Source organism: Candidatus Pelagibacter sp. HIMB1517 (assembly GCF_052047895.1).
In the GTDB taxonomy this organism is placed as follows: Bacteria; Pseudomonadota; Alphaproteobacteria; order Pelagibacterales; family Pelagibacteraceae; genus HIMB114.
The window spans coordinates 177,248-203,687 of sequence record NZ_JBNAIW010000001.1 but is presented as its reverse complement, the minus strand read 5'-3'; the positions used below and the strand labels follow the sequence as shown (position 1 = coordinate 203,687).

The window sequence follows — 26,440 nt, the reverse complement described above, 5'->3', positions numbered from 1 at the left end:
ATATATCCCGCATGAAAAAAATTTCTCTTATAGGCGCTGGTCAAATTGGTGGAACTTTAGCCCATCTCATCGGATTGAAAGAACTTGCAAATGAAGTTGTTCTTTTTGATGTTGCAGAAGGTGTTGCAAAAGGAAAAGCCTTAGACATTGCTCAATCATCTGCAATAGATGGTTTTGATGTTAATTTTGTAGGAACAAATAATTATGACGATACAAAAGACTCTGATGTTGTAATTATAACAGCTGGCATTCCAAGAAAACCTGGAATGACTAGAGATGATTTATTAGGAACTAATTTAAAAATTATTAAACAGGTTGGAGAAGGAATTGCAAAATCATCTCCTAATGCTTTTGTTATTTGTATTACAAACCCCCTAGATGTTATTGTTATGGCCTTGCAAAAATATTCTGGACTTCCAAAAAACAAAGTTGTGGGGATGGCTGGAGTGTTAGATACATCAAGATTTAAATTATTTTTATCAAAAGAACTTAAAGTACCTATCAAAAAAATAGACTCTTTCGTTCTTGGCGGTCATGGAGATACAATGGTTCCTGTTCCAAATAGGACTACAGTAGATGGTAAAAATTTAATGGATTTTATTAAAGATGGAAAATTGTCAAAAGAAAAATTAGACTCTATCATTGATAGAACTAGAAAAGGTGGTGCGGAAATTGTTAAATTTTTAGGAAACGGTTCCGCTTTTTATGCACCAGCTGCTTCGGCTATTGATATGGCAGAATCATACTTAAAAGATCAAAAGAAAACATTGCCTTGTGCAGTTTATTTGGAAAATAAATATGGAGTAAGTGATCTTTATGCAGGTGTACCGGCAGTTATTGGATCGAATGGCATTGAAAAAGTAATTGAGTTAGATTTAGATGAAGAGGAGAAAAAGAACTTTGATATTTCAATTGCGGCAGTTAATGAATTATTAGATGCTGCCAAAAATATCGATCCGTCTTTAAAATAAAAATTGAACATTCACGAGCATCAAGCAAAAGAAATTTTAAAAAAATTTGGAGCACCAGTTCCAAATGGTTGTCCAGTATTTAGTTTAGATGAATTAGAATCGGCAGCAAAAAAAATTACTACTAATAAAATTGTTTTAAAGGCTCAAATCCATGCGGGCGGTAGAGGAAAAGCTGGGGGCGTAAAGTTAGTAAATAATTTAGATGAATTAAAAAAAGAAGCTAAAGAGCTGTTTGGAAAGGTGCTAGTTACTCATCAAACAGGTCCGCAAGGCAGAGAAGTAAAAAGGTTATATTTAGAAGATGCCTCTGAAATTGATCAGGAGTTTTATTTATCTTGTCTTGTAGATAGAGCTACTTCGAAAATAGCTTTTATTTCCAGTGCAGAAGGAGGAATGGATATTGAAGAGGTAGCAGCTAAAACACCTGAAAAAATTATCACTACACGTGTTGGCATCGAAGATAAAGTGAATCATAAAGATGTATTAGATATTTTAAAACCATTCAATCTTGATGGAAACGCTTTAGAAGATGGAAAAAAAATTGTTCAAGCACTGTATCAGTCATTAATTAAAACTGATGCAAACTTAATTGAAGTAAATCCATTAATCTTAACCAAAGATAATAAAGTTATATGTTTGGATGCTAAAATTAATTTTGACGACAATGCTTTATTCAGACATCCTGAAATCTTAGAATTAAGAGATCTAAATGAAGAAGACCCAATGGAAATTGAGGCTAGTAAGTATGATTTAGCTTATATTAAATTAGATGGCCAAATTGGATGTATGGTTAACGGTGCGGGCTTAGCGATGGCGACAATGGATATTATCAATCTTTATGGATCTGAGCCAGCAAACTTTTTAGATGTTGGAGGCGGTGCCTCAAAAGAAAAAGTTACAGCAGCATTTAAAATTATTTTATCAGATAAAAATGTAAAAGGGATTTTAATTAATATTTTCGGAGGAATAATGAGATGCGATGTGATTGCTGAAGGTGTAATTGCAGCTGCAAAAGAGACAGAATTAAATATTCCTTTAGTTGTAAGATTGGCTGGTACAAATTTTGAAAAGGGGAAAGAAATATTAAACAATTCTGGTTTAAAAATTATTCCAGCAGATGATTTAAATGATGCTGCTAAAAAAATAGTAGAGGCTATTAAATAAATGTCAGTACTCGTTAATAAAGATACAAAATTGATATGCCAAGGTTTTACTGGTGCAAATGGTACGTTCCATTCTGAACAAGCTTTAGCCTATGGTACAAATTTAGTTGGCGGTGTTACACCAAAAAAAGGTGGTCAGGTTCATCTAGGAAAACCAGTTTTTAATACTGTTAAAGAAGCAGTTGATGAAACAGGAGCAGATGCAACAATGATTTATGTTCCAGCTAAATTTGCAGCATCGGCAATTATTGAAGCAATAGATGCAAAAATTCCTTTGATTGTATGTATTACTGAAGGAATACCAATTCTTGATATGATTAAAGTCAAAGAAAAATTACAAGATTCTAACTCAAGGTTAATAGGACCAAACTGTCCGGGTATTATAACCCCTGAAGAATGTAAGATTGGTATTATGCCAGGACATATTCATAAAAAAGGAACTGTTGGTATTGTATCAAGATCTGGAACTTTAACTTATGAGGCGGTAGCTCAAACAACAGCAGAAGGTTTAGGGCAATCAACTTGTATTGGTATTGGTGGCGATCCAGTTAATGGAACTAACTTTATTGATTGCTTGGATCTATTTTTAAAAGACGAAAAAACTGAGTCTATTATTATGATTGGTGAAATTGGTGGATCTGCAGAAGAAGAAGCTGCTGAATTTTTAAAGAATAATCCAATAAAAAAGCCAACGGTTGGATTTATTGCAGGTATTACTGCTCCTCCAGGAAGAAGAATGGGTCATGCTGGTGCTATCATCGCAGGAGGGAAAGGTGGCGCTAAAGATAAGATTAAAACTATGCAATCTTGCGGCATAACTGTTACAGACTCTCCAGCTGATATTGGAAAAACATTGAAATCAGTATTAAATGGTTGATATAATACCAATTAATAATGTCAGCTTCTAAAAATAAAATATTTGAAACTACTTCTTTTTTAAGCAAATCGAATTCTTCTTATATAGAATTGATGTATGAGAAATATAGTAACAGCCCAGATAATGTTCCTGAAAGCTGGAGACAATATTTTGAAGGAATTAATGATAACCAAGATTTAGTAAAAAAAGAGGTTTCCGGAGCATCATGGACACCAAAAAAACTTAAACATACTTCTGATATTGATCCAGATATTTATGAAAAATTTCTTCCAGAAAACTTAAATTATTCCCTCGAGAGCAAAATTGCCAAAGAGAAACCACAAAGCTCTTCAAGTGATATCGAAAGCAATACCAAAGATTCTGTTAGGGCTATAATGATGATTAGAGCGTATCGTATTAGAGGACACCTTCAATCTGAGCTTGATCCTTTGGAATTAACAAAAAAAGAATATGCACCAGAGCTTGATCCTAAAACTTATGGATTTACTGATTCAGATATGAATAAAAAAATCTTTATAGATGAAGTACTAGGATTGAAGTATGCCACCTTGAAAGAAATATTAGATATTCTTAAAAGAACTTATTGTTCAAATATAGGTTTTGAATTTATGCATATGAATGATCCAGAAGAAAAAAGCTGGATACAAGCTCGTATAGAAGGAAAAGATAAAGAGATACATTTTACCGAAAGAGGAAAAAAAGCAATATTGAATAGATTAATAGAAGCCGAAGGCTTTGAAAAATATCTTGCAAAAAAATATGTTGGAACCAAAAGATTTGGATTAGATGGATGTGAAGCTCTTATTCCAGCAATGGAGCAGATTATTAAAAGAGGAGGCGCATTAGGTTGTAAGGAAGTAAAAATTGGTATGCCTCACAGAGGAAGATTAAACATACTTACAAATGTCATTCAAAAACCATTAAAAAAAATTTTTAAAGAATTCGCTGGAGATCCTGGAATAGCAAGTGGTGGAGTATCTGGTGATGTAAAATATCACCTAGGAGCATCTGCAAATAGAGAATTTGATGGAAATTTAGTCCATGTAAGTTTAACAGCAAACCCTTCGCATTTAGAAGCTGTAAATCCTGTAGTGTTAGGTCAAACAAGAGCAAAACAAGATTTTCATAAAGATAAAGATAGGAAGCAAGTAATACCAATTTTACTTCATGGAGACGCGGCTTTTGCAGGACAGGGTATTGTAGCTGAGTGTTTTGCTATGTCAGGGTTAACAGGTCATAATATTGGTGGAACTATTCATATTATTGTGAATAATCAAATTGGATTTACTACACAGCCTGAGTTTTCAAGATCTTCGCCTTACCCATCAGAAGTAGCTAAAATGGTTCAAGCTCCTATATTTCATGTTAATGGAGATGATCCTGAAGCAGTCACTTACTGCGCAAAGATTGCAACAGAGTATAGACAAAAATTTAACAGAGATGTTGTTATAGATATTTTTTGTTATAGAAAATTTGGACATAATGAAGGTGATGAGCCATCATTTACTCAGCCATTAATGTACAAAAAAATCAAAAAACATGAATCTACTTTGTCAAAATATTCAAAACAATTAATTGATGAAGGTAGTATATCTGAAGAATATTTTAAAAATGAATTAGCAAATTATCAAAAAATATTAGATGAAGAATTTGAAGCTTCCAAAAATTATAAATCAAATGAATTTGATTGGTTCACTGGAGTATGGTCAAAATTTACTTCTGAATTAGGGCAAGATAGAAGAGGTGTCACTGGTGTTGATATTGAAAAAATAAAAACATTAGGGAGAAAATTAAGTACAATTCCTACAACATTTAATCCTCACAAAACAATATCTAGGATATTTGAAAATAGATTAAACATGCTTGAAACAGGAAAAGAAATCGATTGGGCACTTGCTGAAACACTGGCATTGGGGACTATTTCTGATGAGGGTTATGGAGTTAGATTAGTTGGACAAGATTCTGTAAGAGGAACTTTTAGCCATAGGCATGCGGGCATAAATGATCAAGAAACTGGCGAAAGGTATTATCCAATTAAAAACCTTTCTTCAAATCAAGGAAAAGTAGAAATTGTAGATAGTTTATTGTCTGAAATGGGAGTTTTGGGTTTTGAATATGGTTACTCTTTAACAGATCCTGATACATTGGTTTTATGGGAAGCTCAATTTGGAGATTTTGCAAATGGTGCTCAGGTAATTTTTGATCAATTTATAAGTTCTGGAGAAAAAAAATGGACTCGTGCTAGTGGACTTGTAATGCTTTTACCTCACGGATACGAAGGCCAAGGACCCGAACATTCTTCGGCAAGAGTCGAAAGATATTTACAGGCATGTGCTCAAGAAAATATTCAAGTAGTAAATTGCACAACACCAGCAAATTATTTTCATGCACTAAGAAGGCAACTTCATCGTCCTTTCAGAAAACCATTAGTAGTATTCACACCAAAATCATTATTGAGACACAAAAGGTGTATTTCTGAAATTGAAGATTTTACAAAAGAAAATTCATTTCATAGGGTGCTTTCAGATAAAGCAGAATACTCTCAATACAATATGATACCATTGGCAAAGGATGAAGAAATTGAGAAAGTTATTTTGTGTACTGGTAAGATTTATTATGATTTAGTTGATGAAAGAGAAAAGCAAAAAGCAAACAAAGTTCAACTAGTTAGAATTGAACAACTTTATCCTTTCCCAGCTAAAACCTTGGCAAGGCATTTGAATAGATTTTCAAACGCAAAAAGTTTCATATGGTGTCAAGAAGAGCCTCAAAACATGGGTTGCTGGAATCATGTTGAGCGATATGTAAATCGAACTTTAGAGTATATAAACGCAAAGTCTAAAAAATTAAAATATACTGGCAGGAAGCCATCAGCCTCACCAGCAAGTGGCTACCTCAAAAAACATCTTGCCCAACAGCAAGAAATTGTTACAACAGCGATTACAATATAATGAGCACCCCAATCTTAGTTCCTACACTTGGAGAATCTGTTACAGAGGCCACGGTTGCAAAGTGGATTAAAAAAACTGGAGACAATGTAAATGAGGATGAGCCTATAGTAGAGCTTGAAACAGATAAAGTTAGTGTTGAAGTAACCTCGCCAACATCAGGAGTGCTATCTGAGATAAGTATTAAAGAAGGAGAAACAGTTGGAGTAGGTGCAAAACTTGGAGAGATTGGTGAAGCAGGATCGGTTTCTGCTGCCCCGGTAAAAAAAGAAGAAAACAAAGTTAAAGAAATTAAAAAAGAAGAAATATCAGATATATCAAAAAAAGAAGAATTAATTTTGGAGAAAGAAGCGCCTCAAAAAGAAGCGGCAAAAGTTGTTCCAATTAACTTAGAGAAAAAATCAGTAGACCCATCTCCTGCAGCAAAAAGAGTAATTGTAGAAAATAATTTAGACGTTGCAAGCATTCAGGGGACAGGAAAAAGAGGTCAAATTTTAAAAAGCGATTTGATTGGATTAATGGGAGTAAACCCTGGTTTAGATAAAAAATTCCAAGATAAAGGTCCTGAAGAGCGAGTTAAAATGTCAAGGCTAAGGGCAACAATTGCTAAAAGGCTAAAGGAAGCGCAAAATACTGCAGCGATGTTGACGACTTTTAACGAAGTAGACATGTCAATGATAATGCAAATTAGAAAGGATAACAAAGAGGAGTTTGAAAAAATTTATGGTGTAAAACTTGGCTTTATGTCCTTTTTTGTAAAAGCATGTGTAAATGCATTGCAAACATTTCCAGCAGTTAATGCAGAGATTCAAGGCGAGGAAATAGTATATAAAAATTATTATAATATTGGAGTGGCTGTTGGTACTGACAAAGGTTTGGTTGTGCCGGTAGTTAGAAGTGCAGACCAAATGTCATTTGCTGATATTGAAAAAGAAATTATTAATCTTGGTAGCAAGGCTAGGGATGGTCAATTATCTATTGAAGAACTTCAAGGTGGAACATTTACAATTACAAATGGCGGCATTTATGGCTCAATGTTATCAACACCAATTTTAAACCCGCCCCAGTCAGGTGTTTTAGGGATGCATAATATAGTCCAGAAACCAATTGTAATTAATGGAAAAATAGAAATTCGTCCAATGATGTATTTGGCTTTATCATACGATCATAGGATTATTGATGGCAAAGAAGCAGTTTCTTTTTTAGTACGTGTTAAAGAAATTTTAGAAGATCCAAGAAGATTATTTTTAAATTTATAATGGAAAATTTTGATGTAATTGTAATCGGTGGTGGTCCAGGCGGATATGTATGTGCAATTCGTGCGGCACAACTAGGACACAAAACAGCATGTATTGAGTCGAGAGGTTCTCTTGGTGGGACATGTTTGAATGTAGGATGCATACCTTCAAAATCATTACTTCATTCCGCAGAGATGTTTCATAAAGCTAACAAAGAATTTGATAAAATTGGAATTACGACTAATGGCTTATCTTTAGATGTATCTAAGATGATGAGTCATAAGTTGAAAACTGTAGACGGATTAACAAAAGGTATAGAGTTTTTGTTTAAAAAAAATAAAGTTACATACATTAAAGGACACGGTAGTTTTGCATCAAATAATACAGTAAATATAAAAAATTCAGACGGATCTGATAGCCAAGTAACAGGTAAACATATAATTATAGCTACAGGGTCTTCTGTGGCTACATTACCAAATATAAATATTGATGAAAAAGTTATAGTATCATCTACTGGTGCCTTAGCATTAGAAAAAGTCCCAAATAAAATGGTTGTGATTGGTGGTGGCGTAATTGGTCTTGAGCTTGGATCTGCATGGATGAAATTAGGTGCTGATGTAGAAGTTGTTGAGTACATGGATCATATTCTTCCAGGAATGGATAGGGAAGTTTCAGATAGCTTTCATAAAATTTTAAAAAGACAAGGAATGAAATTCAATCTTTCATCAAAAGTTAATAAAGTTAATAGCGATGGGTCAAAGGCCACTATAGAGTTTGAAAAAGATGGCTCAAATAATATTTTAGAGGCAGACGTGGTATTAGTTTGTGTTGGTCGAAAGGCTAATACAGACGGCCTTGGGCTAGAAAATGTAAATATTGAAAAAGATGAAAAAGGAAGAGTAAAGATTGATAAGCATTTTAAAACAAATGTTGAAAACGTATATGCAATTGGTGATGTTGTAGTTGGACCGATGTTAGCTCACAAAGCCGAGGAAGAAGGTATTGCTGTAGCTGAGATGATTTCAGGCAAATATGGACATGTAAATTATGATGTAATTCCTGGAGTAGTTTATACACATCCAGAAGTTGCTTCTGTTGGAAAAACTGAAGAGGAATTGAAACAAGTTTCAATTGAATACAAGGTAGGAAAATTTCCTTTTATGGCAAATTCAAAAGCTAAAGTTAACGATGAAGCTGATGGATTTGTAAAAATCTTAGCTGATAAAAAAACTGATAAAGTTTTAGGTGTTCACATTGTAGGTCCTGATGCAGGAAATCTAATTGCTGAACTTGCATTAGCTATGGAGTTTGGTGCAAGCTCTGAAGATATTGCTAGAACGTGTCATGCGCATCCTACTTTAACAGAGGCTGTTAAGGAAGCTGCGTTAGCAGTAGATAAAAGACCAATTCATATGTAATTAACTAATCTTTTGATTAGTGCTATTCCAATCATCTAAAAAAATTTTCAATCCTTTATCAGTAAGTTCATGCTTATACATTTCATGAAATACTTTAGGAGGTATTGTTGCAATATCTGATCCAGCTTTTGCAACTTCTTTTACATGATCAATGTTTCTGATTGATGCAGATAAAATTTTTGTTTTTAAATCCTTATAATTATCAAATACTTTTCTAACATCTTGTATTAAATCAACTCCACTTTTTCCAATATCATCGAGACGTCCAATAAAAGGCGATACATATGTTGCCCCACTTTTGGCCGCCATTAATGCTTGAGTGACAGAAAAACATAAGGTTACATTTGTTTTAATTCCTTTTGCTGAAAGTTCTTTACAGGCTTTCAAACCCTCAAAAGTTAGTGGAAGTTTGATTACTATATTTTTTGCAATTTTTTTTAAAATTTTAGCTTCTTTAAGCATTCCTTCACAATCTACCGCGGTTACCTCTGCACTTACAGGGCCTTTGATTTCGTTACATATTTCTTTTAAGATTGTTTTTATATTTTTATTTTGTTTTGCAATTAATGAAGGATTTGTTGTAATTCCATCCACTAATTTTGTTTTATTAATTTCTTTGATTTCTTTAATATCTGAAGAGTCTATGTATATTTTCATAAATAAAAGCTAAAAATTTCTAATTAACAAATTTATTATGCTAGTTGATGTTCTATTACCATTAAATTTTGATCAAACCTTTACATATAAAATAGATCAAAAAGCAGAAGTTGGGAACATAGTATTAGTATCCTTTAAAAATAAGGAAATTATTGGCGTTATATGGAGCCTTAATTCTGAAAGTTTAAAAAAAGGGATTAAAATAAAAAAAATTATTAAAATTTTAGATCTTCCTACGTTTTCAATAAATAAAATTAACTTTATTAAACAAATGTCAAATTACAATCTTATTAAAAAAGGATTGGTTCTAAACTTATTTTTATACAAGAACGGGCTCAAAAGTTTTGAAAAAGGATTAAAAAAAATTAATGATTTTTCAGAGTTTAAACCAAAAATTAATTTAAATAAAAATTTAAATTCTGAGCAAGAAGATATTTTAAAAAATATTGAAAAAAAAATAGATTTTAAAAAATATTCAACAAATTTACTTCAAGGAATTCCAGGGTCGGGAAAAACTCATATTTATTTTGAAATTATCAAAAAAGCTCTAGAAGAAAATTATCAAGTTTTAGTTCTGCTTCCAGAAAAGGGATTGAGTGAGCAAATTGCAAAAAGATTTAAAGATTTTTTTCAATATGAGCCTGCCATTTGGCATTCTGGAATAAAAGATAAAATTAAAAAAAAAATTTGGAAAGGTGTTTTTAAAAATGAAATTAAACTTATCCTTGGTGCTCGATCAGCATTATTCCTTCCTTTTCAAAATTTAAAGTTAATTATCATTGATGAAGAACATGACGCCTCATACAAACAAGAAGAAGGTATATCTTTCAATGCAAGAGATATGGCAATCTTGCAGGCTTCAATAGATCAATTTCCTATTTTTTTAGTTAGCGCAACTCCATCAGTTGAAACTTTTTATAATTCAAAAAACAAAAAATATAATTATTTTTCTTTAAAAAATCGCTTTAACCAATCTGAGTTGCCTGAGATTCAAACTATAAAATTAACTAAAGAAAATATATCTGAAAATAATTTTATTTCTGAATTGGTAGTTAAAGAAGTCAAAAACTATCTCAAAACTGGTGATCAGGTTTTGTTTTTTTTAAATCGAAGAGGTCACTCAACATTTGTTTTTTGCTACAAATGTATGAAAAGATTAGAATGTCCAAAATGTTCTGTTGGATTGGTTTATCATAAAAGAGATAATACTGCTCTATGTCATTATTGTAATTATTCAACTAAACTTGAAAGACAATGTAAGGATAATTCGAAATGTAACTTTAAGTTTTATGGTTTAGGGTTAGAAAAAGTATTTGAAGAAATAAAAAATAAATTCAAAGGTTATAATGCAGATATTCTTTCAAGTGATTTAACTGAATACAATACATTTTCAGATAAATTAAAAAATATCGAAGAAAATAAAACAAAAATAATTGTAGCAACGCAGATTGTCTCAAAAGGTTTTAATTTTAAACACTTGAATTGTATTGTGGCCGTAAATTGCGACAGCGCATTTCTTGGAAATGATATAAGGTCCTCAGAAAAAAATTATCAATTATTATCTCAATTATCTGGAAGGGCGGGTCGTTTTAATAAAAAGTCCAAAATTTTTTTACAAACATTTGATGATAAAAATAATATTTTTGAGTCTTTAAAAAAATTTAATTCAGATAATTTTTATAAAAAAGAGATTGATTTTAGGAAATATTCTAATTTGCCTCCTTTTTATAAATTCATATCTATTGTTGTTTCGGGCAAAAATAGTTTTCATGTTCAAAAATATGCAATTCAATTAAAACAAACTTTGCCCAAGAATGAATTCATTGAAATATATGGTCCAGTTTCAGCAGTGATTTCAAAAATAAAATCAGATTTTCGCTTTCGATTATTAATTAAATACAACCCTAAAGTTACCCCACAAGCGCAAATTAAAAAAAAACTTGAACTTGCTCAATTACCTAAGAATTTGAAACTACAAGTCGACGTAGATCCGTTAAATTTTGTTTAATTATGACATCTTGTCCACCAGATCTGGCTTGATATGGCTATTCCTCAATGGTAATTATCAGCCCAAAAAAGGGATAATTTTGACTCAAAATACAAGTAATTTTGCAGATGCAGCTGGGCGATATGCACTATCTTTGTTTGAGATAAGTAGTGAAGAAAAAGTTTTAGATCAAATTGAGCAAAATATAAAATTTATTGATATTGCTTTAAATCAGTCCAATGATTTAAAGAAGTTTGTGAAAAATCCAACATTAAAAAAAATTGATAGATTAAAAGTTATAGAGGAGCTTGGCAAAAAAAATAATTTTAACAATCTATTTGTAAATTTTTTAAAAATCTTAGTTGAGAAAAATCGTTTCTTTTTTTTAGAAAAAATTGTTAAAGATTTTAAAAATATTTTATCTGACTTCAGAGGCGAGTTAAATGCAATCGTTTCGATGCCAACTAAAATGTCAGATGCTCAAATTAAAGAAATTGAAAGTATGCTTAATAACGTTCTTAAAAAGAAAGTTAATCTAGATTTTAAATTTGATCCAAGTTTAATTTCTGGAGCCAAACTTCAAATAGGCAGCTTGATGGTGGATGATACTGCCAAAGCTAAATTTAACAAAATATTAAATAACTTGTAGGAGATAAAAATGGATATTAACCCTTCTGAAATAACAAAAGTAATAAAAGATCAGATAAAAAACTTTGGTAAAGACGCTGAAGTTTCTGAGGTTGGACAGGTGCTATCTGTAGGAGATGGTATTGCGAGAATTTATGGATTGGATAACGTTGAAGCTGGAGAAATGGTTGAGTTTTCTGAAGGAACAAAAGGTATGGCTCTTAACCTTGAAACTGATAACGTTGGTGTGGTTATTTTTGGAGATGACTCACATATTAAAGAAGGAGACACCGTAAAGAGAACTGGTGAAATTGTTGACGTCCCAGTTGGCAAAGAACTCCTAGGACGAGTTGTTGACGGCTTAGGAAATCCAATTGATGGAAAAGGTCCAATTAATTCAAAAGAGAAAAAAAGAGTTGAAGTTAAGGCTCCAGGAATAATTCCAAGGAAATCAGTTAATGAGCCAATGCAAACAGGATTGAAAGCAATTGATAGTTTGATTCCAATTGGAAGAGGTCAAAGGGAATTAATTATTGGTGATAGACAAACTGGAAAAACTGCTATCGCAATTGATACTATTATCAATCAAAAAGAAATTAATAAATCAGATGACGAGTCCAAGAAATTATATTGCGTATATGTAGCAATTGGTCAAAAAAGATCGACAGTAGCACAAATCGTTAAGACGTTAGAAGATGCTGGAGCGATGGAGTATTCTATTGTCGTAGCCGCAACTGCTTCTGATCCGGCACCATTACAATTTTTAGCACCTTATACTGGTTGTGCCATGGGTGAGTTTTTTAGAGATAACGGAATGCATAGTTTGATAGTTTATGATGATTTATCAAAACAGGCTGTAGCATACAGACAAATGTCATTATTATTGAGAAGACCTCCAGGAAGGGAAGCTTTCCCGGGGGATGTGTTTTATTTACACAGCAGATTGCTAGAACGAGCAGCGAAACTAAATGATGAAAATGGCGGTGGATCTTTAACCGCATTACCAATCATTGAAACTCAAGCTAGTGACGTTTCTGCTTATATTCCTACAAATGTAATTTCAATTACGGATGGTCAAATTTTCTTAGAAACTGAATTATTTTTCCAAGGTGTTCGACCAGCAGTTAACGTAGGTATTTCAGTATCTAGGGTTGGTTCAGCTGCACAAATTAAAGCTATGAAACAAGTTGCGGGTACTATTAAGCTTGAGTTAGCACAATATCGAGAAATGGCGGCATTTGCTCAGTTCGGTTCTGATTTAGATGCATCGACTCAACAGCTTTTGAACAGAGGATCAAAATTAACTGAACTCCTTAAACAAGGTCAATACTCTCCTTTGAAAGTTGAAGAACAGGTTGTGTCAATTTTTGCTGGAGTTAAAGGTTTTCTGGATGATATTGATAATTCAAAAATTAAAGATTTTGAAGATCAACTACTAAGTTCAATTAAATCTCAAGCCCCTGATATTTTGAGCAATATTGTATCTTCTGGAAAATTAGACGAAGCTAATGAAGCTAAGTTAAAAGATTTCATTACAAACTTTAAAAAGGAATTTTTAAAATAAAAATGCCAAGTTTAAAGGATTTAAGAAATCGAATAACTAGCGTTAAATCTACGCAAAAAATTACCAAAGCTATGAAAATGGTTGCTGCTGCAAAGTTGAGAAAAGCACAAGAAAATGCTGAAAAAGGAAGAGCATACTCTGAAAAAATGAATCAGATTATTAACAATCTTAAAAATTCAATAACTGATGCTTCATCTGCTCCCAAACTTCTTGCAGGTACAGGCAAGAGCGATGTTCACCTTTGTTTGGTGATGACAGCTGATAGAGGTTTGTGTGGAGGATTTAATACTAATATAGTTAAAAAAGCGAGGGAGCATTTTAACCAAGTAATAAATTCTAATCAAAAATTAAAAATTATTACTGTTGGTTCAAAAGGTTCTGATCAACTCAAAAGAAACTTTAAAGATTATATAGTAGAAAAAATATCTTATAAAAATTCAAAGACTATTTCTGTTAATGAAGCTTCTGAGCTAACAAGCAAAATTATAACAATGTTTAATAATAATGAGTTTGATGTTTGTACCATTTTTTACAATAAGTTTAAATCGGTGATTTCTCAAGAGCCACAAGCTCAACAAATTATTCCAGTAGAAAGTTCAGATACAAAAGAAATAGAAGAAACTAATGACACTCAATATGAATTCGAACCAGATGAAAATGAAATTTTGGAACATTTACTGCCTCAGAATATTACAACACAAATTTTTAAAGCATTTTTAGAAAATGCTGCTAGTGAGCAAGGATCCAGAATGTCTGCTATGGACAATGCAACACGTAATGCAGGCGATTTAATAGATAAACTAACAATTAACTATAACAGAAGCAGACAGGCCGTTATCACTAAAGAGCTGATTGAAATCATCTCTGGTGCGGAGTCATTATAAAAGGAGCTAAACATGCAAAATAAATTTGGAACAATCACTCAAGTTATTGGAGCGGTAGTTGATGTAAAGTTTGATGATCACTTACCTGAAATTAACTCAGCTTTAGAATGTGATAACAATGGCAATAGATTAGTTTTAGAAGTTGCCCAACACTTAGGTGAGGGTACAGTTAGAACAATTTCAATGGATACAACAGAAGGTCTTAAAAGAGGCGATAAAGTTACTGATACTGGCGATGCAATCAAAGTCCCAGTAGGTCCAGAAACATTAGGTAGAATTATAAATGTGATTGGTGAAGGTATTGATCAAAAAGGTGATGTAAAAACTAAAGAAAAATGGCCAATTCATAGACAGGCTCCAGAATTCGTTGAGCAATCAACTGAAACGGAAGTATTAGTTACAGGCATCAAAGTGGTAGATCTTTTAGCTCCTTACGCAAAAGGTGGAAAGATTGGTTTATTCGGTGGTGCTGGTGTTGGAAAAACAGTCTTAATTATGGAGTTAATTAATAACGTTGCGAAAGCCCATGGCGGTTATTCTGTATTTGCTGGTGTCGGAGAAAGAACAAGAGAAGGTAATGATTTATATCACGAGATGATCGAATCTGGTGTTATTAAAACAGATGGCTCTGGTTCTAAAGCTGCGCTAGTTTATGGACAAATGAATGAGCCTCCAGGAGCTAGAGCAAGAGTTGCTTTAACAGGATTAACAGTGGCAGAATATTTTAGAGACAAAGAAGGACAAGATGTTTTATTTTTCGTAGATAATATCTTTAGATTCACCCAAGCAGGATCTGAGGTGTCGGCATTACTAGGACGTATTCCATCTGCCGTTGGTTATCAACCAACTTTAGCTACAGATATGGGAAATCTACAAGAGAGAATTACGACAACAACTAAAGGATCAATTACTTCAGTTCAGGCTATTTACGTTCCTGCAGATGACTTAACTGACCCTGCACCTGCAACATCATTTTCACACCTTGATGCAACTACAGTTCTTTCAAGGCAGATTGCAGAACTTGGAATTTATCCTGCTGTTGACCCGTTAGACTCAACATCTAGAATTCTTGATCCAAGAATAGTAGGTGATGAACATTATCGAGTAGCAAGGGAAGTTCAAAGAATTTTGCAAACTTATAAATCTTTACAAGATATTATTGCTATTTTGGGTATGGATGAATTATCAGAAGAAGATAAGCTTGTCGTAGCTAGAGCGAGAAAAATTCAAAGATTTTTATCTCAACCGTTCTTTGTTGCTGAAGTATTTACAGGCTCACCTGGTAAACTTGTAGAATTGGATGCGACGATCAAAGGTTTTGATGCTATTTGTAAAGGTGAATACGATCATTTGCCAGAAGCAGCTTTTTATATGGTTGGAACTATTGAAGAAGCTGTAGAAAAAGCAGAGAAGATGGCGAAAGAAGCAGCGTAAACCATGCAAGTTGATATTGTTACTCCAGAGAAAGTTCTTTTTTCTGAAAAAGATATTTCAATGGTTACAATACCAGGTATTGAAGGTCAGATGGGTATACTAGATGATCATTTACCGGTTGTAACCTTTTTGAAGCCTGGAGTAATAAATGTAGAAAAAAGTGAAAATAAATACTTTTTTACAACTGGCGGCGTAGTTGATTTCAAGAATAACTCTCTAAGTATACTTTGCCAAGAAGTGTTTGATGTTAAAGATTTTTCAGATGAACAAATTAATAACCTAAAAGAAAGAGCTAGCAAAAAATTAGAAGATACAAAATCAACTGATCATGATATTTTTATCTCTAATGCATTGATTGATGAGCTAAATCTTCTTAAAACTAAATAGAAGTTCGAAATTCTTTAATTATAGATTCGTAAAGTTTTTTTTTAAAAGGCACTATTAGCCTTGGCAATTCATCTAGATCTACCCATTTCCATTCATTAAATTCAGGGTGCTTTTGATTGATATTAATTTCGCTATCTGGTCCTAAAAATTTCATTAAAAACCATTTTTGCTTTTGACCCTTGTATTTACCTTTCCAAATTTTTCCCAAAAGATGATTTGGAAGATCATATATAAATTCTTGTTTTGAACTTTGAACAATTCTTATTGATTGAATTCCAGTTTCTTCAAATAACTCTCTTTTAGCTGCAGTTTCAAAATCCTCATCTTTATCAACACCTCCCTGAGGCATTTGCCACGCTTCTTGATTATCTATTCTTTTGCCGACAAAAATTTTTTTTTGATCATTAAAAATCATTATACCGACACCATTGCGATATGGTAAATCATTTAAATTCTTCATGAATCTTCTTTTAAAAGATTAATAGCATATTTGAGCTGGTTATCTGTTTTTGTATTAATTTTAAAATTGTCTTTATTTCTTTTAACCGTAATGTCTGGTTCGACTCCTTTTTCATGTATAGACTCACCAGATGGCAAATAATATTTGGCTGTTGTTAGTCTTAGACCACCTCTATTTTTTAATGGAATAATTGATTGAACTGATCCTTTACCAAAACTTTTTTCGCCTAATAAAATTGCTCTTTTATGATCTTTTAATGCACCTGAAACAATCTCAGATGCAGATGCGGATCCTTGATTAATAAGAACAATCAAAGGTTTTTTATTAATTTTGTCGCCTTTTCTAGCATTATAAATTTTAATATCATTTTTATCTCTTCCTCTGGTAGATACTATTTCACCTCCATCAAGAAAAGTTTCTGTAATTTTAATTGCTTGAGATAGTAGTCCGCCCGGATTATTTCTAAGATCTAAAATATAACCATTTAGTTTTTTGTTTGGTAATTTATTTAACTGTTTTAACAACTGATTATGGCTTTGCTCATTAAAAGCACGTAATCTTATATAACCAACATTTTCCTTAACTTCTGCAGTCACCTCTCTAATTTTTATAATGTCTCTTGTAATTTGAAATTTTAACTCATCTTCAACATCAACTCTTCGAACTGTAATTTCAATTTTTGTTCCAACTTTCCCTCTCATGAGTTTGACAGCATCTAACAGCGTCATCCCTTTTACTTGTTTATTATCTATTTTGACAATGAAATCACCTGCTTGTACACCAGCTTTATCAGCAGGCGTTCCTTCAATTGGGGTTATAATTTTTACAAGACCGGCTTCCATAGTAATTTCAATACCCAATCCACCAAACTCTCCTTTAGTATCATCATTCATATTTCTAAATGACTCTGGACTCATGTATGCGGAATAAGGATCAAGGGATTGAAGCATTCCATTTATTGCTGAATCAATAACTTCACTTTGATCCACTTCGTCGACGTATTCTTTTTTAAGTGTATTTAAAACATCACTAAATAAATCTAACTTTTCATAAAGTTTATCACTTGGATTGGCTTTTACAGGACCCCATAGCAGTATGCTAAAAGAAAAGACTAAAATGTATTTTAAAAATAAATTCATTAACTTTTATGATAAGGGTGATTTGTTAATATTGTAGCACATCTATAGATTTGTTCACACAAAATAACTCTGGCTAAGGAATGTGGAAAGGTCATTTTGCCTAAAGAAATTTTTTCGTATTTTTCATAATTGTTAGAAAAACCTTCAGGTTTACCTATATAAAAATTTAATGATTCTATTCTATTGTTGTTTAGTGTTTTTATCATTTCAACTAAGTCCATAGTATTTATATTTTTGCCTTTCTCATCTAAAATTAAATTTTTAGTATTTTTACTATTATTTGTTTTATTTGGCTTATTCTTTATTTCTAAGTTTAGTATTCCACTTTTTTTTAATGAGAGGGTTCTTTTGATGTAGATATTACATAATTCATTTTCGAGCCCTTTGTTTAAACGGCCTTCACACAAGATGGAGATTTTCATTAAACAGTAATTTGCTGTTTTGGCAAAACATCTTCCCACATTTTTTCAAGATTATAAGAAGATCTTTTTTCTGGATGAAAAATATGAATAATAACTTCAATGGCATCAATTAGCTTCCAATCATTACTTTCTTGCCCTTCTATTCTGCAATTATCAATTCCATAGGACTTTAGTTTTTGTGCTGTTATTTCTGAAATAGCTTGAATATGCCTTGAAGATGTCCCGCTTGCTATAACCATATAGTCAGCAATTGAACTCTTATCTTTAAGGTCTATTATAACAATATCTTGAGCTTTGTTATCGTCTAAAATTTGGTGAACTTTATCTATAATTTTATTTTTCAAATTATTAATCTGTCTTTAATTTATATAATCTATTTTTAATATTTGATGAAGATATTTTTACACCTTTATCTTTTATATAAATCCATGCTTTTTTAGGGAAAATATCATTAGCTTTATAATTTTTTATTAAATATTTATGATTTTTTCTATAAAAAACCGTTTTTTTAATTTCTTTCAGATAACCTGGCCTACTTATTATAACAAGAGTACTAGTATTTAGAATAGATGATAATTTTTTCCATTTATGTAAAAATTTAATATTATCTGAACCAATAAGAAAAAAAAATTTTTTATCTTTATATTTCTTTTTTAAAGTGTTTAATAATTGATAAGAATATTTTTTATCAAAATCATTTATTTTTATATTTTTAATTTTACTCGTTATTTTTTTAGATAAAATTTTTCTTTGCCTAAAATTATAAAAATATTTTTTTTTTACCAAAGGATTTTTTTTAGATACAGACCATATTAATTTATTAAGCTTTAATTTTTTAATAAATAATTTCGCTATGTGAAGATGTCCTTTATGAGGAGGGTCAAAAGATCCTCCAAAAATTCCTATTCTCTCTTTTTCCCTTTTATTCAAGGACGTATTTGACCTTTACCGTTAACTACATATTTGTAAGTAACAAGCTGTTCTAATCCTACTGGTCCTCTTGGATGCATTTTATTTGTAGAAATCCCTACTTCTGAGCCAAGACCAAATTCATATCCATCAGCAAATTGTGTAGAGGCATTTGTCATTACAATTGAGCTTTGAATTTGCTTAGAAAATTTAATTATGTTTTTTTTGTCATTAGAAATTATACATTCTGTATGGTTTGTTCCATATTTTTTTATATGGTTGATTGCTTCATCAATATTATCAACAATTTTTACTGAAATTTTTGAATCCAAGTATTCTGTGCTCCAGTCTTTTTCTTTTACTGGCAATGTAAATCTAAATATTTTTTTTATATTTTTATCACCAATAATTTTACAACCACGATTATTAAGTTTTTCTAAAATATGTTTAATATCATTTTTTTTAACAGACTTATGAATTAATAGCGTTTCAGCCGCACCACAAATACTTGTTCTACGTAACTTTGAATTAAATATAATTTTTTCTGCTTTTTTTAAATTATAAGATTTGTCCAGATATACATGACATAAACCTTCCAAATGTCCTATTGTAGGTACACTTGATAAGTCCAAAACTTTTTTAACTAGTCCTTTTCCTCCACGAGGAATTATGATGTCGATATAGGCAGACATTTTAGAAAGCATTAGATCTACTAATTTTCTATCTGTATTATTTACTAATTGTATACAATCTTGGTTAATCTTATTTTTTTTTAAACTAGCTCTAAATAAATTAGAAATTGCAATATTTGACCTAAAGGCCTCTTTGCCACCCCTTAAAATAGCAGCATTTCCTGATTTGAAACTCAATACTGATACGTCAGAAGTAACATTTGGCCTTGCTTCATAAATAACACCCAGCACACCTATTGGCATAGTTACTCGGTTTATAACTAATCCGTTTGGCCTTTTCCATTTGGCTAATATTTTATTTGTTGGGTCTTTAAATGATATAACTTCTTCAATTGAAGCTAGGATAGATTTGATTCTATCTAAATTTAACATGCTCCTGTCTATTAAATTATCCTTAAGCTTATTCTTTTTGCTATTAATAATATCAATTTTATTTGCATTTAGAATTTGCTTAGTATTATTTTTAATTTCAGAGTAAAAAGTTTTGAGTACAGCATTTTTTTTCTTATCATTAATATTAGATAACTCTTCCGAAGCTTTTTTTGCTTTTTTTCCTAATGTTTGAATATATTTTAATTTACTCATTTATTTAGCACCATATTATCAATATGTATCACTTCACCTCTAGAAGTGTATCCTAAAATATTTTTAATATTTTCACTTTTCACTCCTTTGATTTTTAATATTTCTTCACTTGAGTAAGAAACAACGCCTGTTCCAATTTTTTTCTTAGATTTATTAATGATTAATACTGTGTCACCTCTATAAAATTTTCCATTTACGTCAGTGATTCCTACTGGCAATAAACTTTTACCTTTTTTAATAGCGTTAATTGCTCCAGTGTCAGCTGTAATGGATCCTTTATTTTTTAAACTACTTAATATCCATTTTTTTTTGGCATTATACTTATTAGTAAGTGGTGTAAAAATTGTATAAAATTTATTTTTTTCTAATTTTTGAATAGGATTATTTACCGTACCACGGGTTAATATCATTTTACATCCAGCATTCATGCAAATTTTAGCAGCATCAATTTTTGTAATCATACCCCCGGATCCGTAGTCACTGATACTTTTAGTTGCGCTTTTTATAACATTATTAGTAATTTTTTTTACCTCTCTAATATGTTTTGCATTTTTAAACTTTCTTGGATCTTTGGTGTAAAGTCCATCAATATCAGAGAGCATAATAAGTGTATCAGCAGACGATATTTGAGCTACACGAGCAGCTAATCGATCATTATCTCCGTATCTTATTTCATTTGTAGCCGTCGTATCGTTTTCATTTACAATTGGAATACTTTTAAATTTAAATATATTTTCGATTGTATCTTTGGCATTCAGTGCCCTTCTTCTGTCTTCTGTATCTTCAAGAGTTAATAAAATTTGAGCAATTTTTATTTTTTTTTTAGATAAAGAATTTTTAAAAAGATTGATCAACTCAATTTGACCGATAGCTGAAACAGCTTGAAATTCTTTAAGTTTTAAATTTTTCCTATTTATTTTAAGATATTTACATCCTAAAGCAATTGCCCCGCTAGTTACAATAATTACATCAATTTTTTTTTTATAGAGATTGGTTATATCTTCTGAAAGTTTATTAACCCAATTTTTATTGATTTTGTTATTTTTAATCAAAAGAGAAGACCCAATTTTAATTACTACTCTTTTTGTTTTATTTAATATCATTTTAATGCTCTTAATAATTCTTTAATATTGTTCTTTTGTAAAATTGAAATTTGAAAAAAATCTTTTTTAAAAGATTTTTTAAACTCCTCAACTTTCTTTTTAATTTCCTCGTCTTCCATTAAATCTAGTTTATTTAGTGCCACAATTTCTCTTTTGTTAATAAGCTCTGGACTATATTTCTCAAGTTCATTTCTTATAATTTTATACCGATCAAATAAATTATCCTCATTTGCATCAATTAAATGCAATATACTTTTGCATCTTTCTATATGTTTGAGAAATTTGTCTCCAAGACCAACGCCTTGATGTGCACCCTCAATCAATCCAGGTATATCAGCAACAACAATTTCTTTTTCATCAATACTTAAAACGCCCAAGTTGGGGTTTAAAGTTGTAAATGGATAATCTGCAATTTTTGGTTTTGCTCTAGTCGTTAAAGATAAAAAACTCGATTTCCCTGAGTTTGGAAAACCGACAAGACCGATGTCAGCTATAATTTTTAACTCCAACCATATTTCAAATTCTTCTCCTAGAGATCCATTTGTAGTCTTTCTTGGTGCTTGGTTGGTAGAGCTTTTGAATCTTGTATTACCCAAACCTCCTTTACCGCCAGTTGCAATTTTTATTTTTTCTCCTTCAGTAACAAGATCGTACAAAAGTGTTTTTTTATCTTCGGCATAAACTTGTGTTCCGACTGGTACTTTTAAAATTAAATCATCTCCAGATGCACCTTTTTTATTACTACCTTTTCCGTTCTCTCCTCTCTGTGCTTTAAAGTGTTGAATATATCTATAGTCAATTAAAGTATTTAAACCATTTACTGCTTCTAGAATTACAGATCCACCATTTCCTCCATCGCCACCGTTTGGACCTCCAAATTCAATAAATTTTTCTCTACGGAAACTACAACATCCATTTCCACCATCTCCAGCTTTAACAGTAATTTTAGCTTGATCTAAAAACTTCATAATAAAATATTAAATTAATTTAAGACTAATGTCTTAATATGATTTAGTGGGGAACTACAGAAATGAAAGTTTTGCCAAATTTTTTCTTTTGAAACTTCACAGTCCCTTCAATTTTAGAAAAAATAGTATGATCTCTTCCCATACCTACATTTTGACCTGGGTACATTTTAGTACCTCTTTGTCTATAAATAATATTTCCTGGAATTACTTTTTGGCCACCATATTTTTTTACGCCAAGTCTACGACCTTCACTATCTCTGCCGTTTTTCGATGAACCACCAGCTTTTTTAGTTGCCATAATTATTTATACCACTACGCACTTTTTTTAGTAGTAGTTTTATCCTTTTTTACTTCAGTTTTTTTTGCTTCAGACAAAAGTTTTCCACCTTTACCAAAGATTTTTGTAATTTGTACAACACTCATTTTTTGTCTATGACCATTTTTTCGTCTTGAGTTATGCCTTCTTCTTTTCTTGAAAATTAATACTGTCTTATTTTTTGTTTGCTTTACAATTTTTCCCTCAACTTTTGCACCTTCAATTAGAGGAGATCCTAGTTCCATATCTTGGTTATTATTAATCAAGAGCACTTCTTTGAACTCTATAGATTTGCCCTCTTCTTGAGGAAGTTTTTCTATTCTTAATTTGTCATTGGCGCTCACTTTGTATTGTTTGCCACCTGTGTTGATTACTGCAAAAGTCATATTTTTAATTTGGCGCACTATAGCCACCACTGTTATTATGTCAAGAAAACAGGGGATACTTAATTAAAAATTATCCTTTAATTCTCTTAGTTTTTTAAAGACCATTTGAGGTTCTGATCCTCTTAAACCAAGTTTTTCAATTATTGTATTTTCATCACATCTAAAAAAAATATTATTCTTTTTTTCATCAGAAATTGTAGTTGGTATTGTTGGCAATCCTTTTTGTCTGAGTTCTCTAACCTCATCTTCTCTCTTTTTTAAATTATTATTATCACCATCATATGCTAAGCAAAATTTTAAGTTGCTTTCCGTGTATTCATGACCGCAGTATATTTTTGTATCTTCAGGGAGAGATTTTATTTTCATAACTGATTTATACATTTGTTCAGGTGTACCTTCAAAAATTCTTCCACATCCAAGAGAAAAAACTACATCTCCCACAAAAGCTAATTTATTTTTTTTAAAAAAATAAAAGATATGTCCGCTAGTATGTCCTGGTGCAAAATTTAACTCAATTTCTTCATCTTCAAAATTAAATATTTCTTTATCTTTAATTTGAATATCGATACCTGGAATCCTGTCAGAGTCATTTTTAAAACCAATTATTTTACAATTATATTTTTCTTTTAATTCATGATTGCCACCAACATGATCAGCATGGTGGTGAGTAATTAAAATATACTCTAATTTTAACCCAAGTTTTTCTATTGAATTTATGACTGGCTCAGCTTCAGCTGGATCTACCACAATAGCTTTTTTTGTTATAGGATTAGAAATAATATAAGAATAGTTATCTGATAGACAATGAACTAAATTTACCTGCAATAAACTCATAATGTATTTAGATATTTTAAATTATCAGAAATTTTATGTTAGTGCTATTGGAAAGTTTTTAGCTCATCGTATTGAAAACCAATTAAAAAAATATTGTTACCTATATGACAACCAGAATATTGGATGTTTTGGTTATGCTCATCCTTATTTAAGTTTTTTAAAAGAGTACAATCTTTCAATTTCTTACTGTTATTCTAAAAGAATGGGTATATCTGATGAGGCAGTAATCAAAGGTAAAAAAATTTTAATTGATGAAGAAAGAATACCTTTTCAAGACTCTTTTTTTGATCATGCTTTTTTAATTCATTATTTAGAAAATAATCATAATACTAAATTGAGTCTTAGAGAAATATGGAGATCATTATCTCCAGAAGGTAAATTATATATTATTATACCAAATAAAAAATCATCTTGGTATTTATCTGATAAAAGCCCTTTTTCTTCTGGTAATGGATTTTCAAAAAAACAAATTAGTCAATTATTAGAGGAAAGTTTTTTTGATATACAATCAATCGAACGATTAATTTATTTTCCAAACCTAAATATTAAATTAATTAATCATGATTTTATTGAAAAATTTGGCTCGATTTTATTTAAATACTTTAATGGTGTTTATTTTTGTGTTGTTAAAAAAAGAATTTACGCAAATATAAAAAGACAAGATTTAATTAAGTCAAGCTTGGTTAAAAAAGTGATAAAAAAAATATAATCTATTTACTTACAACAAATACACCTAATTCTGAGACTAAATTTTTAATCTCTAAATTATTTGATGTAATATCACTGATTTTATTTGAAGAAATTGAAATTGATTTAATTACATTGATATTATCTAACGAACACAAATTATAAAAATCTTTGATTGAACTCATATGTAAATTTGGAGTGTCATACCAAGAATGTGGTAGTGTTTTTGTAACTGGCATTGTCCCTGTTACCAATAAATTTAATCTCACTTTCCAATAACCAAAATTTGGTATCGTAATTATTGCTTGTTTAGCAATTCTTAGTAATTCATTTAAAACTTTTCTTGGTTCATAAAACTGCTGAATTGCTTGGTTTAATATTGCTATATCAAATGATTGATTTGGATAGTTTACTAAGTCTTTTTCAGCATCACCCTCAACAACCGCAAGTCCTTTAGCTAGGCATTCTTGAACATTTTTTTGATTGATCTCCAAACCTCTTCCGTCAATTCTTTTATTTCTTTTTAGATAAAGTAATAAGTTACCATCGCCACAGCCTACATCGAGAACCTTAGAGTTTATATCAATTAATCCTGCTAAAACATCATCTTGAATTTTCATTTTTAAAGTCCTCATATGTAGAGTCTAGAAAACCTTTTAAGGTTTGGAAAAACTCTGGTTCATTAACTAAAAAAGAGTCATGACCATTATTTGTAACAATATTTACAAAACTAACTTGTGCACCTATAGAATTGAGAGCAATGACTATTTTTTTACTTTCTTCAGTTGTGTAAAGCCAGTCAGTTGAAAATGAAATAATACAAAATTTTACATTAGTATTTTTGAAAGCTTTTGATAAATCACCATTATTTAATTTATATAGATCAAAATAATCCATAGCTCTTGTAATATATAAATAAGAATTAGCATCAAAACGATCTACAAATGCATATCCTTGATATTTTAAATAGCTTTCAACTTGAAAGTCAGCATCAAATGAGAAGTTCAAACCGTCTCCTTCTTGCAGTTTTCTTCCAAATCTACTTTGAAGTCCTTGCTCAGATAAATAACTAATATGACCAGCCATTCTTGCAACAGCAAGTCCATTTCTAGGAACTTTTCCTGATAAAAAATAATTTCCAGAGTCCCAATTAGGATCCGCCATAATAGCTTGTCGTGCTAATTCATTAAAAGCTATATTTTGAGCAGAGTGACTTGCTGCACATGCAATTGGTACTGAAGAAAAAGTTCTTTCAGGATACAATGAGCAAAATTGTAAAGCCTGCATACCGCCCATTGATCCACCTAAAACTGATAAAGTTTTTTTTATTCCTAAAAAATCTAATAGGTGAGTTTGTGCACTTACCATGTCTTTGATTGTAATCACTGGAAAATCGAGACCATAAGGTTTATTTGTTTTCGGATTAATTTCTTTTGGACCTGTGCTGCCCATACAGCCACCTAGGACATTGGCACATATTACAAAATATTTATCGGTATCTATTGGTAATCCAGAGCCTACTACTTGATTCCACCATCCCTCTCGACCAGTCACATTATTTGTACCAGTTACAAATTGATCTCCTGATAGAGCGTGAAAAACTAAAATCGCATTTGATTTAGTTTCATCTAAGTTGCCATATGTCTCATAGGCAATATCAAATTTTTCTAAAGTTTCACCACAATCTAATTTAAGAGGTGCATTTATGGTGATTTTTTTAACTTTACTGTAATCAATATTCATTTTTAAAAATCGCTTAGCGATTTCCTCTTTAGCTGTTTGTT

General features: G+C 31.0%; 27 protein-coding genes. 13 read left to right on the top strand and 14 right to left on the bottom strand.

Translation table 11 applies throughout. From position 1 onward, the window contains the following. The first annotated feature begins 11 nt into the window (after positions 1-11). Genes mdh through lpdA form a run of 6 tightly spaced genes read left to right on the top strand, consistent with a single transcriptional unit; the run spans position 12 to position 8,615 of the window. A complete protein-coding gene (mdh, locus tag ACTTAT_RS01205) occupies positions 12-971 on the top strand; it encodes a malate dehydrogenase (RefSeq protein ID WP_440679223.1) in 960 nt (319 codons plus the stop codon). Between the two features lie 3 nt (positions 972-974). Continuing rightward, positions 975-2,135 carry an ADP-forming succinate--CoA ligase subunit beta gene (gene sucC, locus ACTTAT_RS01200; RefSeq protein WP_440679222.1) on the top strand — a complete coding sequence of 387 codons (1,161 nt, stop codon included), beginning with the start codon at positions 975-977 and terminating at the stop codon, positions 2,133-2,135. Then, entirely contained in the window at positions 2,136-3,011 is an 876-nt protein-coding gene (gene sucD, locus ACTTAT_RS01195) for a succinate--CoA ligase subunit alpha (RefSeq protein ID WP_440679221.1), read from the top strand. A gap of 17 nt (positions 3,012-3,028) precedes the next feature. Beyond that, positions 3,029-5,962, top strand: a complete 2,934-nt coding sequence (locus tag ACTTAT_RS01190) for a 2-oxoglutarate dehydrogenase E1 component (protein ID WP_440679220.1) — start codon at positions 3,029-3,031, stop codon at positions 5,960-5,962. After that, on the top strand, positions 5,962-7,218 hold the full coding sequence (gene odhB / locus ACTTAT_RS01185; RefSeq protein ID WP_440679219.1) for a 2-oxoglutarate dehydrogenase complex dihydrolipoyllysine-residue succinyltransferase: 1,257 nt from the start codon (positions 5,962-5,964) through the stop codon (positions 7,216-7,218). The genes ACTTAT_RS01190 and odhB overlap by 1 nt, the downstream gene beginning before the upstream one ends. Further along, a complete protein-coding gene (lpdA, locus tag ACTTAT_RS01180) occupies positions 7,218-8,615 on the top strand; it encodes a dihydrolipoyl dehydrogenase (RefSeq protein ID WP_440679218.1) in 1,398 nt (465 codons plus the stop codon). Before odhB ends, lpdA begins: the two co-directional genes overlap by 1 nt. On the opposite strand, the gene fsa is transcribed toward lpdA, so the two are convergent. Then, positions 8,616-9,272: a fructose-6-phosphate aldolase gene (fsa, locus tag ACTTAT_RS01175; RefSeq protein WP_440679217.1), complete on the bottom strand. Its 657-nt coding sequence runs from the start codon at positions 9,270-9,272 to the stop codon at positions 8,616-8,618. It lies immediately after the preceding gene. Positions 9,273-9,309: 37 nt separating this feature from the next. On the opposite strand from fsa, the gene priA reads away from it, so the two are divergent. The 6 genes from priA (at position 9,310) to atpC (ending at position 16,155) form a co-directional block, all read left to right on the top strand. Further along, on the top strand, positions 9,310-11,280 hold the full coding sequence (gene priA, locus ACTTAT_RS01170; protein WP_440679216.1) for a replication restart helicase PriA: 1,971 nt from the start codon (positions 9,310-9,312) through the stop codon (positions 11,278-11,280). 79 nt (positions 11,281-11,359) lie between these two features. Continuing rightward, positions 11,360-11,908: an ATP synthase F1 subunit delta gene (gene atpH, locus ACTTAT_RS01165; protein WP_440679214.1), complete on the top strand. Its 549-nt coding sequence runs from the start codon at positions 11,360-11,362 to the stop codon at positions 11,906-11,908. 9 nt (positions 11,909-11,917) lie between these two features. After that, complete coding sequence (gene atpA, locus ACTTAT_RS01160) at positions 11,918-13,450, top strand: F0F1 ATP synthase subunit alpha (protein WP_440679213.1); 1,533 nt, start codon at positions 11,918-11,920, stop codon at positions 13,448-13,450. 2 nt (positions 13,451-13,452) lie between these two features. Continuing rightward, positions 13,453-14,334: a F0F1 ATP synthase subunit gamma gene (locus ACTTAT_RS01155; RefSeq protein ID WP_440679212.1), complete on the top strand. Its 882-nt coding sequence runs from the start codon at positions 13,453-13,455 to the stop codon at positions 14,332-14,334. A 12-nt stretch (positions 14,335-14,346) separates the two neighbouring features. Continuing rightward, positions 14,347-15,768 carry a F0F1 ATP synthase subunit beta gene (gene atpD, locus ACTTAT_RS01150; protein ID WP_440679211.1) on the top strand — a complete coding sequence of 474 codons (1,422 nt, stop codon included), beginning with the start codon at positions 14,347-14,349 and terminating at the stop codon, positions 15,766-15,768. Between the two features lie 3 nt (positions 15,769-15,771). Next, entirely contained in the window at positions 15,772-16,155 is a 384-nt protein-coding gene (atpC, locus tag ACTTAT_RS01145; protein ID WP_440679210.1) for an ATP synthase F1 subunit epsilon, read from the top strand. Here the strand turns inward: atpC and ACTTAT_RS01140 are convergent. From ACTTAT_RS01140 to gloB, 11 genes are all read right to left on the bottom strand, one after another. Next, positions 16,148-16,615, bottom strand: a complete 468-nt coding sequence (locus ACTTAT_RS01140; protein WP_440679209.1) for an RNA pyrophosphohydrolase — start codon at positions 16,613-16,615, stop codon at positions 16,148-16,150. The genes atpC and ACTTAT_RS01140 overlap by 8 nt on opposite strands. Continuing rightward, on the bottom strand, positions 16,612-17,754 hold the full coding sequence (locus ACTTAT_RS01135) for a S41 family peptidase (protein ID WP_009373260.1): 1,143 nt from the start codon (positions 17,752-17,754) through the stop codon (positions 16,612-16,614). The genes ACTTAT_RS01140 and ACTTAT_RS01135 overlap by 4 nt, the downstream gene beginning before the upstream one ends. Next, the gene (locus tag ACTTAT_RS01130; RefSeq protein ID WP_440679208.1) at positions 17,754-18,176 is read right to left on the bottom strand and encodes a 23S rRNA (pseudouridine(1915)-N(3))-methyltransferase RlmH; all 423 of its coding nucleotides are present in this window, start codon (positions 18,174-18,176) and stop codon (positions 17,754-17,756) included. The genes ACTTAT_RS01135 and ACTTAT_RS01130 overlap by 1 nt, the downstream gene beginning before the upstream one ends. Continuing rightward, positions 18,176-18,520 carry a ribosome silencing factor gene (gene rsfS / locus ACTTAT_RS01125; RefSeq protein ID WP_440679207.1) on the bottom strand — a complete coding sequence of 115 codons (345 nt, stop codon included), beginning with the start codon at positions 18,518-18,520 and terminating at the stop codon, positions 18,176-18,178. The genes ACTTAT_RS01130 and rsfS overlap by 1 nt, the downstream gene beginning before the upstream one ends. Before the next feature lie 4 nt (positions 18,521-18,524). Beyond that, the gene (gene nadD, locus ACTTAT_RS01120; RefSeq protein ID WP_440679206.1) at positions 18,525-19,106 is read right to left on the bottom strand and encodes a nicotinate (nicotinamide) nucleotide adenylyltransferase; all 582 of its coding nucleotides are present in this window, start codon (positions 19,104-19,106) and stop codon (positions 18,525-18,527) included. Continuing rightward, a complete protein-coding gene (locus tag ACTTAT_RS01115; protein WP_440679205.1) occupies positions 19,103-20,362 on the bottom strand; it encodes a glutamate-5-semialdehyde dehydrogenase in 1,260 nt (419 codons plus the stop codon). Before ACTTAT_RS01115 ends, nadD begins: the two co-directional genes overlap by 4 nt. Further along, entirely contained in the window at positions 20,359-21,465 is a 1,107-nt protein-coding gene (gene proB, locus ACTTAT_RS01110; protein ID WP_440679204.1) for a glutamate 5-kinase, read from the bottom strand. Before proB ends, ACTTAT_RS01115 begins: the two co-directional genes overlap by 4 nt. Further along, positions 21,462-22,433, bottom strand: a complete 972-nt coding sequence (cgtA, locus tag ACTTAT_RS01105) for an Obg family GTPase CgtA (RefSeq protein ID WP_440679203.1) — start codon at positions 22,431-22,433, stop codon at positions 21,462-21,464. The genes proB and cgtA overlap by 4 nt, the downstream gene beginning before the upstream one ends. 43 nt (positions 22,434-22,476) lie before the next feature. Continuing rightward, complete coding sequence (gene rpmA / locus ACTTAT_RS01100) at positions 22,477-22,731, bottom strand: 50S ribosomal protein L27 (RefSeq protein ID WP_009373271.1); 255 nt, start codon at positions 22,729-22,731, stop codon at positions 22,477-22,479. Between the two features lie 14 nt (positions 22,732-22,745). After that, complete coding sequence (rplU, locus tag ACTTAT_RS01095; protein ID WP_440679202.1) at positions 22,746-23,135, bottom strand: 50S ribosomal protein L21; 390 nt, start codon at positions 23,133-23,135, stop codon at positions 22,746-22,748. A gap of 63 nt (positions 23,136-23,198) precedes the next feature. After that, complete coding sequence (gene gloB / locus ACTTAT_RS01090; protein WP_440679201.1) at positions 23,199-23,969, bottom strand: hydroxyacylglutathione hydrolase; 771 nt, start codon at positions 23,967-23,969, stop codon at positions 23,199-23,201. Position 23,970: 1 nt separating this feature from the next. Here gloB and ACTTAT_RS01085 point away from each other — a divergent pair, with 1 nt between their 5' ends. Further along, positions 23,971-24,678, top strand: a complete 708-nt coding sequence (locus ACTTAT_RS01085; protein ID WP_440679200.1) for a methyltransferase domain-containing protein — start codon at positions 23,971-23,973, stop codon at positions 24,676-24,678. A gap of 1 nt (position 24,679) precedes the next feature. On the opposite strand, the gene metW is transcribed toward ACTTAT_RS01085, so the two are convergent. Together metW and metX are read right to left on the bottom strand one after the other, a co-directional pair. Then, positions 24,680-25,276: a methionine biosynthesis protein MetW gene (gene metW, locus ACTTAT_RS01080; protein ID WP_040747425.1), complete on the bottom strand. Its 597-nt coding sequence runs from the start codon at positions 25,274-25,276 to the stop codon at positions 24,680-24,682. Beyond that, a complete protein-coding gene (metX, locus tag ACTTAT_RS01075) occupies positions 25,260-26,399 on the bottom strand; it encodes a homoserine O-acetyltransferase MetX (RefSeq protein ID WP_440679199.1) in 1,140 nt (379 codons plus the stop codon). The genes metW and metX overlap by 17 nt, the downstream gene beginning before the upstream one ends. Positions 26,400-26,440 lie beyond the last annotated feature (41 nt).